This window comes from Bacillus cereus (genome assembly GCF_002567495.1).
GTDB classification, from domain to species: domain Bacteria; phylum Bacillota; class Bacilli; order Bacillales; family Bacillaceae_G; genus Bacillus_A; species Bacillus_A cereus_AQ.
This window is the reverse complement of the sequence record NZ_NVAP01000047.1, coordinates 1-14,420: the sequence shown is the minus strand read 5'-3', so window position 1 is coordinate 14,420 and position 14,420 is coordinate 1. Positions and strand designations below refer to the sequence as shown.

The following is a 14,420-nucleotide window of genomic DNA, read 5'->3' as shown; positions in this document are numbered from 1 at the left end:
AGGAACATACGTTTTAATATCCAGCAACCTAGTTTAGCTCTCAACAAATGACATGCCTATGGAACTACACACAAATTGAAGAGAGGTTCTTCTTAGCTAAAAGTAATTTTTTAATATGAGGAGGTATATATTTTCATGTTTTTTAAAGATAAAAACGTATTAATTATTGGTGGAACAGGAACAATTGGAAAAAGCATTCTTTATAATGTTCTACAGGAAAAGCCAAAAGTGGTAAGGGTTTTTAGTAGAAGTGAACATAATCAATTTTTATTACAAGAAGAATTTAGAGATAAAAGTCAAAATATTCGTTATTTAATTGGGGATATACGCAATTATGATCGAGTATTTAGTGCGATGGAAAATATTGATTATGTATTTCATGTGGCCGCGATGAAGCATGTTTCTTTTTGTGAATATAATCCGTTTGAAGCAGTTTTGACCAATATTTTTGGAACACAAAATGTAATAAAAGCGGCAATTGCTCAGAAAGTAAAAAAGGTGGTTTTTACGAGTTCTGATAAAGCAATTTCACCAACAAATAATTACGGTGCAACAAAGTTGACTGCTGAAAGGTTGATTACATCAGCGGAATATTCAAAAGGTTCAAGTGAAACGATATTTGCAAGTGTTCGTTTCGGAAATGTGATGGGATCAAGAGGCTCTGTCATTCCTTTATTTAAAAATCAAATTAAAGAAAACCAAAAAATAACTGTAACGGATCTTAATATGAGTAGATTTATGATGACACTGAATCAAGCAACAATGTTAACAATTGAAGCAATGAAAATAGCAAAGGGTGGTGAAACTTTTATATTAAAAATGCCAGTTATTTCATTAAAAGATTTAAGTGAAGTGATGATAGAAGAAGTTACAAAGTTATATGGGTTGCCTAAGGAGAATATAAAAATTGAAGAAATTGGATTAAAACCAGGTGAAAAAATGTATGAAGAACTTATGACACATGATGAGTCTTTACAGGCTTTTGAATTACCAGATATGTTTATCATTCCTAGCCCATTAAAAAAGGATACACAATATGAAAATGCAGAAAAGGCGAAAGCAGGGTTTTACCGTTCTGATAATCAAAATGCGATTTCAAAAGAAGAGCTTAGAAATTTAATATTAAACCAGCAACTATTAACAGGAGGGGAGAAACTATGAAAATATTAGTAACAGGTGGTGCAGGTTTTATTGGTAGGTGGGTTGTAAAGAGATTATTGCAGGATAAGCATGAAGTATGGATATTAGACAACTTAGCAAATTCAACTACTGCAAATATTACCGAATTTGCACACGATTTAAATTTAAAGCAATGCATTCAAGGGGATATTAAAGATAAAAAATTAGTTGCTCAATTATTTGAAAATAATTCATTTGACCTTTGTTATCATTTAGCAGCGAGTATCAATGTTCAAGATAGTATAGATGATGCTAGAACAACTTTTGAGAATGATACAATAGGAACTTTTAATTTGCTAGAACAATGTCTTAAGTATCATGTCAAAATGGTCTTTATGAGCACTTGTATGGTATATGATAAAGCTACTAATATACAAGGAATATCAGAATTAGACCCGATTAAACCAGCTTCTCCATATGCTGGATCGAAAATTGCTGCTGAAAACATGGTTTTATCTTACTATTATGCTTATAAGCTACCTGCAGTGGTTATTCGCCCATTTAATACGTATGGTCCATTCCAGAAAACAGGTGGTGAAGGTGGGGTTGTTGCCATTTTTATAAATAATAAATTAGATAATGTATCATTAAATATTTATGGGGATGGGAAACAAACGAGAGACCTTTTATACGTTGAAGATTGTGCAGATTTTGTTGTGGCAGCAGGATACTCTGCAAAAGCAAATGGTCATATTATCAACGCTGGAACAGGACAAGATATATCCATTAATAAATTAGCAGAATTGATTTCGGGAAATAAAGTAAGTATTCAACATGTAACTCATATCCATCCGCAAAGTGAAATCCAAAAATTATTATGTAATTATGAAAAAGCAAAAACAATATTAAATTGGGAACCGAAAGTTTCTTTAGAAGATGGAGTTAGTAAAACAGAAGAGTGGATTAAATCTTTAAAAATTTATCCTAAGGAGAAAGAGTAATGGTAAGGGGAATTCTCGGTATGCATGGAGGAAAGCCTGTTAGAGAAACTTATTTACCATATGGTCAGCAACAAATTGATGAATATGACATTCAGGCTGTTGTAGACGTATTAAAAGGGGACTTTTTAACAACAGGACCAATGGTTCAACAGTTTGAGGAGGCTATAGCGAAATATGTGGGAGCGAAATACGCTGTTTCCTTTTCAAATGGTACAGCTGCATTGCATGCTGCCTGCTATGCAGCTGGCATAACTGAGGGAGACGAGGTAATTACAACTCCTATGACATTTGTAGCAAGTGCAAATTGTATTTTATACCAGGGGGGAAAGCCGGTATTCGCCGATATTGACAATGAAACATATAACATTAGTCCTAAATCTATAGAGGAAAAGATTACAAACAAAACAAAAGCCATTATTCCCGTACACTTTACTGGGCAGCCTGTAGAGTTAGAAGCAATACAAAAAATAGCACAAGAAAATAATTTGATTATCATTGAAGATGCAGCCCACGCATTAGGAGCTACATTTAATAATAAAAAGATTGGTTCAATTGGTGATATGACAATGTTTAGCTTTCATCCGGTGAAACATATTACTACCGGAGAGGGCGGAGTAATTACCACAAATAATCCTCTGTTTTATGAAAAACTTGTTCAATTCCGTACGCATGGAATTGAAAGGAATCCTCGAAAACTTCTTGAAAATCATGGGCCTTGGTATTATGAAATGCAATTCTTAGGTTACAACTATAGAATAACGGATATACAAGCTGCTCTTGGTTTATCACAGTTAAGTAAATTAGACTCTTTTATTAAGATTCGAAAGAAATATGTAGACATCTATAATAAAGAATTTAGTTGTTTATCTGAAATCATCATACCAAAGCAATTGCCTCAAACCGATTCAAGCTGGCACCTTTATATTATTCGTTTAAATACTAAATTATTAAAATGTAATCGAAAAGAAGTTTACGAGGCGTTACAAAGAGAAAATATCGGTGTGAATGTGCACTATATACCCGTACATTTACAACCGTTTTATCAAAAATTAGGTTATGGAAAAGGTATTTGTCCGCAAGCAGAAAACGTATATGAGGAAATTATTACGCTGCCTCTATTTCCTAAAATGACAGAAGCTGATGTGCGGGATGTAATACAAGCTGTGAGAAAAGTTCTTTCGTTTTATAAAGTTGCTAAAAATTAAATGAAAGGGGTGCTATTAAAATTGCAAAACCCAAAATTGTTAAGAGCGGTTACAAAAGTTGATATTAAAAAAGGAGAGATTATTACAGCTAATAAAGTAACAATGGAATTAAACGTTATAGAAAATGCGCTGAACGAGTTTGAAGCAGAGAAATTATTACCTCAGGTAGCTGTATATAGTTTGCCTGCAGGTACCCCATTAACAAAAGAGGTTATTGAACCTCCAAAGGTAGTAATAATTGTACTTTGCCGGTTAAAATCTACTAGGTTACCTTTAAAGGCAATATTGCCAATACAAGGTGTTCCTTCCATTGAACGATGTCTTATAAATACATTAGCTATTCCAGGAAAGCACCAGGTCATACTTGCTACTTCAGATATTGCACAAGATGACCCTTTGGAAAAATTTAATTTAGATGGAAAGGCTAAGATTTTTAGAGGTGATCCTGAAAATACCGCTGATCGCATGTTCCAAGCTGCAAAACAAGAAAATGCAAACATTGTCATACGGATTACAGGAGATTGCCCAGCTGTGTCACCAGAAATTAATACTTTTTTACTAGATGAACATTTGAAAAGTGGTGCAGATTATACACAGGCAGAGTTAAGTACGTTACCTGTCGGAACAGCAGGCGATATTTTTACATTAGAGGCAATTGAACGACTACTACAAACCCCAAAACCTTTAACCTATGCAGAATACCTTCCGTTTTATTTTATTAATAATCCACATTTATTTCGTATCAATATAGTGAAACTTCCTCCACCATTTTGTTACCCTACTTGGAGGTTAACATTAGATGAACAACCGGATTTAGATATGTTCAATGAACTTTATAAAGGTCTGAATGTAAAATCTAAACCTTTATTTTTTCATCAAATAAAAGATTACATCCTTAGAAATCCTGAACTTATTGAAATGAATAATCATGTGAAATTGAAATGGGCAAATCAACAATCATTAGTAGATGAGCTAAATAGGGAAACGAAATTATAAGTTAATAAGTTATAGTACTTTTAGTGAGGAGGGAGTATCTTGCTTGAGAAAAAAATTGCCTTTCGCGCCGACGCATCTATTGAAATAGGTACCGGTCATATTATGCGTTGTTTAACACTGGCTCAAGAGTTGCGAAATAAAGGTGCTCAAGTATATTTCATTTGTCGTAAGCTGCAAGGTGATTTGCATCAATATATTTTAAATAAAGGATTTCATGTGTTTGTATTAGATGGAGATGGTGAAAATACGAATTTCTTAAGTTCAGAAAACGGGAGTTATATAAATTGGCTAAAATATCATTGGTTTGTTGATGCACAGCAGACCAATGATATTTTGTCGCAGCTGCCCAAGTGTGATTGGTTAATTGTTGATCATTATGGATTAGATAATAAGTGGGAGTCTGCTTTAAGAAAAACTGTACGAAAAATTATGGTAATCGATGATCTTGCAAATCGAATGCACGACTGTGATTTGTTACTAGACCAAAATTTATACGATAACCTTAATGGTCGCTATAAAGATTTAATACCAGAGCACTCATTAGTAAAATTGGGGCCTAAATACGCTATATTACGGCCAGAGTTTCATGCCGCTAAGAAAACTGTACGAAAAAGAACAGGAGAAATTGAGAAGATTTTTATTTTTTTTGGTGGCCATGATGTAACAAATGAGACACTAAAAACGTTAAGAGCCTTACAAAATATAAATAAAGATAGCTTAAAAATAGACGTTGTGGTAGGAAGTCAAAATCCGAATAAAGAGGAGATTCAAACTTATTGTAAGAGTGTTTCTAACGCTTCATATTATTGTCAAATAGAGAATATGGAAGAGCTTCTCGTACGAGCGGATTTAGGGATAGGAGCTGGGGGCACAACCACATGGGAACGATGCTTTCTTGGATTACCTTCTATAACAATTACAACTGCCCAAAATCAAATTGCAGTAACCAAGGCTGTAGAGAAAGTTGGAGCTACATGGAATATTGGTACAGCTGAAAGTGTTTCGGATAAAGCAATTACAAAATATCTAAACAAACTTTTATCAGATTCTAAAATAGTGAAAGAAATGTCTAATAAAGCTCTTTCTATACAGTGTGCCAGTAATACAAATGAAATAGCAAAAATTATTTTAGGAGGATAGTATGTTAGATATTGAGGATTTTGAATTGGAAAGTTTAGAAAAAAAAGATTTAGAAATTATTTTAAATTGGCGGAATACAAAAGAAATTCGGTCGGTTATGTATAAAGATCATCAAATAACAATAGACGAACATTTAAAGTGGTATGAAAAGCTATTAATAGATGATACAAAGGTTGCAAAATTATTAACATATAAAGAAAAACCAATTGGCTTTGTTAATTTTACAAAAATAGATAAAATGGATCGAACTTGTTATTGGGGATTTTATATAGGTGAAAAACAAAGTGTAAGACATGCCGGAACTGTATTAGGTTTATTAGCATTAGACTTTATTTTTGAGATTAAAGACATACACAAAGTATGTGCAGAAATAATAGAATCAAACCGTATTAGTTTAAACTTCCATCAGAAACTTGGTTTCAAAGAAGATGGAAGATATGAAGATTATATTTATAGGGACAATGATTATATAGATGTCATTACAATGACCTTGTCCCGCGAACAATGGGAGGCAAGAAAAGAAGCTATAAAAAAAGAACTTGAAGGTGAAAAAAATGAGTAATATATATATCGGAGGTAGAGAGATTGGCAATAGCCTGCCACCATTTATTATTGCAGAAATGTCAGGGAATCATAATCAATCATTAGATAGGGCGTTGAAAATTGTAGAGGCAGCTGCGGAGGCTGGGGCACAAGGATTTAAAATTCAAACATATACACCAGATACAATGACTTTAAATATAGAAAATGGTGATTTTTTAATTCACGATACAAAAAGTTTATGGAAAGGCAAATCACTTTATCATTTATATAAAGAGGCTTATACACCATGGGAGTGGCATAAACCAATTTTTGATCGCTGTATAGAGTTAGGAATGATACCATTTAGTACGCCGTTTGATGAAACAGCTGTAGACTTTCTAGAGACATTAAATGTTTCATGTTATAAAATCGCATCTTTTGAAAATACTGATATTCCTCTCATACGTAAAGTAGCCGCAACAGGAAAACCACTAATCATTTCGACAGGTATGGCTTCAATTGCTGAACTAGATGAAACAGTAAGGGCTGCGAGAGAAGAAGGGTGTAAAGAACTAATTCTATTAAAATGTACAAGTACGTATCCTGCATCTCCAAAATTTACAAATATAGTTACTATACCTCATATGAAGGAGTTATTTAAATGTGAGGTAGGTTTATCTGATCATACACTGGGAGTAGGTGTATCTGTAGCGAGCGTTGCTTTGGGGGCCACAGTAATTGAGAAACATTTAACGCTCTCGAAATTGGATGGAGGAGTTGACGCTAAATTTTCAATGGAACCAGCTGAATTTAAATTATTAGTAAGCGAAACTGAAAAAGCATGGGAATCTTTGGGGAATGTATATTATGGCCCTACTGATATAGAAAAAGATTCTTTAAAATTTAGAAGATCATTATATGTAGTAGAAAACATAAAAGCGGGAGAAGTCTTTACAAATGAAAATGTTAAAGCTATTAGGCCAGGGAATGGCTTATTACCAAAACACTTATCCAAAATTATCGGAAAAAAAGCGAGTAAGGATATCGAAAAAGGGACGCCTGTTTCATGGGATATAATTTGATACCGAGGAAATTAGAGCGTTTATAGAAAGATTTATAATGAAAATGCTATTTTAGTAGGAGATAAATTTAAAAGGCCCTGTTTTTAGACAGGGCCTTTTAAAAGGGCATGACATTCAACAACTGAAGGTACCTTTATATTACCATTATTGGGATTTTGATACCATGTACTTAGTATTGAGAAATAAAAAAGGTAATCGTCGCTGAATTGCCTTTTGATAAAACAGAGCACTTTCAAACATAGTGTATTCGAAGTCTTACGATATGTGTAAATAAAAGAGCAGCTAGTGAAAGCTAGCTGCTTAATACAGAAAAGAGAAGAACTACAGGGACGGTTAAATGAGTTCTGGCTTTCGCCTATCTTTAGTATTGACGGAATGTTTCGTTTTATGCTGACAAACCTAAACAGAGCATCTATAAAAAGACCTTTTTAAGGGGAAAGTGTGATGTTGAAAAGTGAATTAGGTTTTTTAAATTCAAGATAATATATGACTATTTCATCATAATGTGACGATGAAATAAAAAAGAGCAGCCAACAAAAGCTAACTGCTCGGCTCTCGACCAAGAGAGTTAGAGTGGGAAGAATTTAAGGCAGATTTATTAAAAGCCTCGCCTACAGTATTGACGACATGTTAAGTTTTATTCACGTGTCTAGAGGGGAAATATACAGGACATTCAATTTTGAATTACTTGATGAGAACACAGTCAGTAGGGGTATTTATGAATTATGAGGCGGCGGAAGTAAAAGAAATAGAATTAAGTATTTAATATGAAAAACAATTATTACAGTTTTTTAGTATCAGATTGTCCGCTTTAAACAAAAGTCCTCCTTTGTAGGCTAGAAATAGGATTATTAAGGTCTTTAGAGTGCCTATTATTTTTTAAAGAAGTTAGAAACTAAGTAATTCTGGATAAAAAAGACTGATTTATTTTAGTTTAGAAAAAATTAAGATTTACTTATTATTACTTTAACTATTTAAAGTGAAACCTTAAGGGAAAGTTTAAAAAAAATAAAATTTTGCGTTATAATATAATTTTCATTTGAATAATTAAAAGCATATAAAAAAGATGCTAGTCATTATTATGAAGTATGGAATTTGTTGAGTATTATAGGAGGGTTTCATGAGTAAAATAATAGAATTACTAAGTAGTTTAGATAAAAAATTAACTTTGATTTTATGCATGTTTTGTATTATTAGTATCACTGCAATTTATAGTAGTCAACAAACTGGCCAGTATGGAAGTACAAACTTTGCATTTCAGCAAGGTAGGAACTATATAATTGGTTTTGGACTGTTAATATTTGTTGCAAGTATTGATTGGGATCAATGGCAAAAGTTATCTTGGCCATTGTATATTATTGGATTTGCGTCAATTGTTATATTAAAAATACTACCAGAATCAACGTTTACTCCCGTTAAATTGGGAGCAAAAAGATGGTTTCAATTTCCTGTTATTGGTCAAATTCAACCATCGGAGTTTTTCAAAATTGCACTAATTATATTTGTCGCAAATTTAGTAGTGAATCATAACGCTAAATATATGATGCGGACATATAAAACTGATTTCATGTTGATTGGAAAAATTATGTTAGTTTCAATTCCTCCTATTGCTCTAGTATACAGTCAGCCAGATACAGGGATGGTGTTCTTATACGCAGCATCTATTGTATTTATTTTATTTATATCGGGGATTCAAAAGAAATTAATTGTATTTTGTACATTCATTCCGGTAACTCTATTATCTACATTAATATTTACATACGTAAGATATCCAGATTTTTTCTTTAAAGAATTAGTTACTAGGTTAAAACCTCACCAACAATCACGCATTATAGGTTGGCTCAATCCAGCTGAAAATGCAGATCAAGGGTATCAAACGCAACAATCTCTTTTAGCTGTTGGAAGTGGTGAATTGAATGGAAAAGGATTCGGTCAAGGAAGTGTATATATTCCTGAAAAGCATACTGATTTTATTTTTGCTACCATCGCTGAAGAAGGTGGATTTATAATAGCGGCTCTCGTTGTATTGGTCTTGTTACTTCTTATATATCGAGTAACTATAATTGCTTATTCAGCAGAAAATCTGTTTGGTACATTACTATGTGCGGGGACAATTAGTGTGTTAACACTGCAAATCTTCCAAAATATCGGTATGATTGTTGGGATAATGCCGGTAAAAGGAATTGCACTTCCTTTTTTGTCATATGGAGGGAGTTCACTGTTTTCAAATATGATAATGATGGGGCTTATCTTATCGGTGCATAAAAATTATAAAAAATACATGTTTCAAGTAAAATAAAAGTTAAGAATGTGTTTAGGATTGATTTTATAAAAAATAATTTCTGAAAACGAAATGAATTAAGACTAGGCCCGGTTAGAAAATTAGAAGACGCCAATTCATTAAAACAGCAATTAAAGCTATTTTAGGGATAGGTGTCCTTTTTTATTTTGAAATGAGGTGGCATGTAATGAATAAAACTATTAACAAAAAAATAAATACATATAATTCATTTATTGGTCATCATTGATATCTGCAATAGGAGGGCTACTTAAAGATAAAAAGGAAGTTGCTAATTTTTTCGCAAAATGTAACGGGGGATCCACTGATTGGATATGAATATACATGATTAATGGGGTCATGTATAACCCGTGATTATGTAAAGCACTAACGATAATTCCTTGTTGTACAATTGATTTCAAAAATAAAGGGATTTCTTCTTGTAGAACAGCAATTTCTCCTAAATTTAATGCATTACCATTTTGATCCATAGATTCGAAACTTACTCCAACGGGTACTACATACGCACTTGGTTTTCCTTGAACTAGTACCCTAAAATCACGATGAAAAGACACGGAACAACCACTTTGACTTATTTTACTTTTTCCTTTAAGGATTGTAGCAAATTGATCACAAATGAAATGAAAGTTGTGCATAATTTCCATTCCCTTCTCATAAAAAATGTTTATTTTAAACGAAATACCTATGATATTTTCAAGTGACCATAGCTTTCTTGAAAGGAATTAAACTATCTAATTTTTTGAACGTTTAATTTTTGATGTTCATTTTCTATATTGCAGGATAAAAAATATAAAGTAAGCAATTGTACATTTTTAGTTTATGTAGGCTATATAGATATGTGACTAATTAAACTCCGGTGTATCCACCAGTTATCTTTGCAGGATTCGTCCGTAGTTCCTACGGTGAGAACTGAAATATATTGTACTTTGACTAACCACTGTCCCTACCTTAGCTTTTTTTTCACAATTTCAGCAAGTGTGGACGATAGAACATTGATAATTTAACGATTGCGTGGATTTTTCTGCAACCAAACTCACATATTCTGTTATAAAGGGGTGATATGTACAATGGTATAGTTGTAAACATTTTGACATACGCTCATCTCCCATCTATCTGCTGATGTTATCACACCTTCACACAGATTGGGGAGGGAATCTTCTACCGGAAATAGATAGTTAATTCTAGGTGATATTTATCTTATGTACCCTCATTGTGCAGTTTAATTTGAATTTTATTATAAAAACTAAAGAATCCAGCTCTGGAGGAATTAGCAACTAAGTATGATGTATTTGTGGAAATTTATATATAAGAAATATAAAAAGTGCTAACTAGTTTGTAAACGAACTTGCTACCCCATTTTAAAATAGGTTTAATCAATAAAAAAAATACTAATTAGGATAGTTCAAAAATAGTATTTCTACTCTCAAAAGGGAAGGATGAGAGTAGAGTCTGTGGATGGTGTTACTGAATGCTCGAGTTGATGAACACCAGTAACAAAATAATATCACGAGTATTCAGAAAAAAAACTGTATATTCTTTTCTGATTTTTCGAATAATAGTTAATTGAAAATAAAAAAGGAGCGCCCGAGAAAGCGCCCCTTGAGCAAGATTTATATCGAAAAGTGAAGATGTGACAGCAATATATCTTATGTATGTTTTAAGTGTATGTGCCAAGTGAAAACAAAGTCCTCATTGGGAGAGGAAAAAGAAAAAAGACAACGACCGGAGGGCTTGTTGTCTAAAAAAGTGGAATGTCATCAAAATATTAGTTGAAGACATATCAGGTTATTTAATGTATATGAATTGTGTATAAAAATATGCATTAGAAATATAAAAGAGCGATCCTTATACCCAATCATAATGGAGGTGATATGCTCACATTATATAGAAAGATAGTAATTATAATATGTACAAGTATGAGGTTAGTGAATAGATGTAATTTGTATTTAACAACAAATAAAAAGAGCGCATTTTTATATGCACTCTTAGTAAGGTAGGTGAATGTCTTATGAGATGAAAAAATCTGTAGATAGTAATCAGATTTTCATGAGTAAATTTTTAATATTGTATGCTTTGCTTGCAGTTATGGAGCCTGTCATTAAAGGAACTGGGTAATGAGGAATTATAACACAAACGATATTTCATAACAAGCGAAAAAGAGGACACATATAAGTATGCTCTTCGATAAGAAAGGTAGAACTCTATGAGCAGAGAGTTTACATACCATAGCGTATGTTTGTTTCTTTTAAATGTGCATAAAAAATCAACAAGATGTCAACGGAAAATCAACAAAAACGATATATTAGTAAACAAATTAAAAAGGACTTGCTGTGGAAGAACAGGTCCTTTACAAAAAATGCTTATGAGGAAAATCAATGTCACTAATATAGTATTAATAAACGAGAATTCATTCCAGGAGTTAAATATCGAGAAATAAAAAGTATTTGGCGCAACAAAGTGGTTAACTTTATTAGTTAACCACTCTGACCAGGGATGTTACTCTAGATGTAGTTATAATATAAGCAGAATTTAGAATAACATGTAGAATTGAAAACGAGCTTAATAAAACTTTCAGAGAAATTGTGAAAGGGCTATTTATAGGAAAAAGATAAATAAAAATGCCTCTTCATGAAATTGAAAAAGCATTTTTATTTATTCAGAATGATTATAGAAGAAAAGATATTATTAATTTAGTAAATTACTGAAGTTGTGATTGTAAAATAGTAGAAATAAAGTATATTCTCTCATAAAAAGTGTGCTGTGTAATCACTTTTGAATAAATTTTTTCGACCATTAATTTTTTCGGAATTGTATCATCTAAATGAAAAGATATCTTGTTTAAACAGTCCTCAAAGCTGTTATAGGATATAATTTCATCTTCATTGAAGAAAGATGAAATGTCAGGTTTTTCTTCAATAATTTGAAAGCCTTGGCAAGCCGCAATATCAAAAGTACGATTATTAATTGTATTATTTTTTACTTTATTTTTATTTTTATTCTGTGGAAATAGATGACTACGGTGAGGATTTAAAATAACACTAGCGTTATTATAATAGAGCGCAACTTCTTGAGGTGGAATCCATTCTTCTATAACCTTAATTCTTTGGTGATTCTTCCATTTTTTTAATAACTTATTTCTCCAGTGTTGACCAATAATAGTATAGTGATAAGGCGTTTTTTCTAAGAGAAACTGCATCAAATTTACTCGGTTAGGATAAGGATATCCAATGAACAATACTTCACTTTTATATTTTGGATTTTTTAGATTAGGTTTAAATACATCTATATTAGTTGCTAATGGTAAATGATATACATTGGTATATCCTAAAGCTGCATAATATTTAAGTGCTTCACTATCAATAGTAAATATAAAATCGAAGTTTTTTAATAGAAGAAGAGAAGTATCTATATAAAATGGATCCTCAGTTAGCCAGACAGCTAATTTAATGTTCCGTTTTTTAAAATATTGAATTGCTTTTTGTGGTAGATGATTTCCTAATAAGGTGAAAACAATATCGGGATGAAATGTTGTTGTAATGAAATCTAATTGCGGTATTAATTCACTTGGCTGAACTGCTGACCATTCGAAATTTTGATCGATAAGAGCCCCTTGTATGCTTTGATCTAGATATTGATAGATTTTTGAGTAACCAGAAGTAATGTATAAGAGCTTCATATTTCAACCCCTGCTCTAGGTTTAAAATATATTATGAGATAAACGTAACACTTTCTATTTCTTTACAACTAATCTTAGTAATACTTGTAGTAGGAGGAGTAACTGAATTTTCCTCTTCTAATGTGACGATACAAGTATTAGGGTTAAAATTTGTAAAGATAGCAGGTCCAATAATATTCCCAGATTTACCTGTCACAGTAACGACTTCGCCTGGTTGTAAATTTTTAAAAATACTACATACTCCACCCGAACAACCAAATAAATTGCATAAGAACAAATTTATCCCTCCTTTAAAAACAATATACTATATCATATGAAAGTTTATAGAACGATGTGTAGACAAGTAACCTTTAGAAGAGAAAAAATTTAAATTAAAGTAATTTATTGAAATACTAGATACAATAGAATGATACATTTTAGGGTATACTGGTTAGATTTTTCATAAAAAAAGACATTCATTAGAATGTCTTAAATATGGATTAAGCGAGAACACTATGAATCATCTTAAGGAGTGGTTAAAGTAACACTTTCTATATCTTCACAACTGATGAATATAGTATTGGTAGAAGAGGGGGTTATCACATCATCTTCTACCAATACTACTGCACATATATTTGGAAAGAAAAGTGAAAAAGTAGCAGGTCCAATAATTTGACCTGATCTAGTAGTAACTGTAACAACTGTTCCTGTTGGCCACGAAGAGAATAAAAAACAAGCTAAACCTGTACAATCTGCCATATTAAATCCTCCTAACTTTAAGTTTTGATTGAAATAATAAAATCCAAACATTTTATAGAGTATGTAATAGTAATGTGAAGTGTTTGGACTAATAGAAGTCACTTCTGGGTTTTATTCGTTCATATTCAATTTGGGAACTATTAAAGCCTACAATACACAGGGTTGAAAAATATATGATGGTCAGAAGGTTTATTTTTGAGATATTGTATGATCTAGTGAATAGCTATTCTAAGCTCCAAATAATATGAACCAAAATTGTTAAGTGAAAAATTACGGGTACATGGGGTTGTGCTGGATGGTATTTCAACAGGATGAAATACAAGGCTTAAATTTTTGATCGTATTGATGGAAATCTCGAGCAACTAGAAAAATCTAATTAATATGTAAATATTTTCGTGAATATTTTTTAAGTGTAATAAATAAATTTTAAAAAATATAGCAAAAAAATGAACAAAAGCTTCATTAAAAAAAGAACACAGATCAGTGCTCTTAGAAAGTAGACTATATGGTTTTTGGATTAGTATATAATATCATATGCTTGTTTCTTTTAAGTGTGTAAACAAAAGTGAACTACCCGCCACTTAACGTCCTAACGGACTGTTTGAAGTGGGGGCTTCTCGGCTAGTCGTTACTTTTGGTAGC

General features: G+C 32.0%; 12 protein-coding genes. 8 read left to right on the top strand and 4 right to left on the bottom strand.

All coding sequences use genetic code 11. The annotated features are described in order from the left end of the window. The first annotated feature begins 135 nt into the window (after positions 1-135). The 8 genes from COK05_RS23075 to COK05_RS23040 all read left to right on the top strand — a co-directional run bounded on the left by COK05_RS23075 (position 136) and on the right by COK05_RS23040 (position 9,364). The gene (locus tag COK05_RS23075; RefSeq protein ID WP_098614413.1) at positions 136-1,161 is read left to right on the top strand and encodes an SDR family NAD(P)-dependent oxidoreductase; all 1,026 of its coding nucleotides are present in this window, start codon (positions 136-138) and stop codon (positions 1,159-1,161) included. Next, positions 1,158-2,120, top strand: a complete 963-nt coding sequence (locus tag COK05_RS23070) for a GDP-mannose 4,6-dehydratase (protein WP_098614412.1) — start codon at positions 1,158-1,160, stop codon at positions 2,118-2,120. The genes COK05_RS23075 and COK05_RS23070 overlap by 4 nt, the downstream gene beginning before the upstream one ends. Next, a complete protein-coding gene (gene pseC / locus COK05_RS23065) occupies positions 2,120-3,325 on the top strand; it encodes a UDP-4-amino-4,6-dideoxy-N-acetyl-beta-L-altrosamine transaminase (protein ID WP_098614411.1) in 1,206 nt (401 codons plus the stop codon). The genes COK05_RS23070 and pseC overlap by 1 nt, the downstream gene beginning before the upstream one ends. Further along, positions 3,326-4,321: a cytidylyltransferase domain-containing protein gene (locus COK05_RS23060; protein WP_098614410.1), complete on the top strand. Its 996-nt coding sequence runs from the start codon at positions 3,326-3,328 to the stop codon at positions 4,319-4,321. A gap of 39 nt (positions 4,322-4,360) precedes the next feature. Next, positions 4,361-5,461 carry a UDP-2,4-diacetamido-2,4,6-trideoxy-beta-L-altropyranose hydrolase gene (gene pseG / locus COK05_RS23055; protein ID WP_098614409.1) on the top strand — a complete coding sequence of 367 codons (1,101 nt, stop codon included), beginning with the start codon at positions 4,361-4,363 and terminating at the stop codon, positions 5,459-5,461. A gap of 1 nt (position 5,462) precedes the next feature. Then, positions 5,463-6,023 (top strand): UDP-4-amino-4,6-dideoxy-N-acetyl-beta-L-altrosamine N-acetyltransferase, encoded by a 561-nt coding sequence (pseH, locus tag COK05_RS23050; protein ID WP_098614408.1) that lies wholly within the window; start codon positions 5,463-5,465, stop codon positions 6,021-6,023. Further along, positions 6,016-7,065: a pseudaminic acid synthase gene (gene pseI / locus COK05_RS23045; RefSeq protein ID WP_098614407.1), complete on the top strand. Its 1,050-nt coding sequence runs from the start codon at positions 6,016-6,018 to the stop codon at positions 7,063-7,065. Before pseH ends, pseI begins: the two co-directional genes overlap by 8 nt. Before the next feature lie 1,120 nt (positions 7,066-8,185). Next, entirely contained in the window at positions 8,186-9,364 is a 1,179-nt protein-coding gene (locus COK05_RS23040; protein WP_098614406.1) for an FtsW/RodA/SpoVE family cell cycle protein, read from the top strand. 212 nt (positions 9,365-9,576) lie between these two features. Here COK05_RS23040 and COK05_RS23035 read toward each other — a convergent pair whose 3' ends face one another. The 4 genes from COK05_RS23035 to COK05_RS23020 all read right to left on the bottom strand — a co-directional run bounded on the left by COK05_RS23035 (position 9,577) and on the right by COK05_RS23020 (position 13,778). After that, positions 9,577-9,999, bottom strand: a complete 423-nt coding sequence (locus tag COK05_RS23035) for a DUF1259 domain-containing protein (RefSeq protein ID WP_098614405.1) — start codon at positions 9,997-9,999, stop codon at positions 9,577-9,579. Between the two features lie 2,063 nt (positions 10,000-12,062). Further along, the gene (locus COK05_RS23030; protein WP_098614404.1) at positions 12,063-13,040 is read right to left on the bottom strand and encodes a CgeB family protein; all 978 of its coding nucleotides are present in this window, start codon (positions 13,038-13,040) and stop codon (positions 12,063-12,065) included. A gap of 31 nt (positions 13,041-13,071) precedes the next feature. Continuing rightward, entirely contained in the window at positions 13,072-13,317 is a 246-nt protein-coding gene (locus COK05_RS23025) for a hypothetical protein (RefSeq protein ID WP_000477970.1), read from the bottom strand. A 227-nt stretch (positions 13,318-13,544) separates the two neighbouring features. Then, positions 13,545-13,778, bottom strand: coding sequence for a CGEA protein (locus COK05_RS23020; RefSeq protein ID WP_098614403.1), 234 nt, complete (start codon positions 13,776-13,778; stop codon positions 13,545-13,547). Positions 13,779-14,420 lie beyond the last annotated feature (642 nt).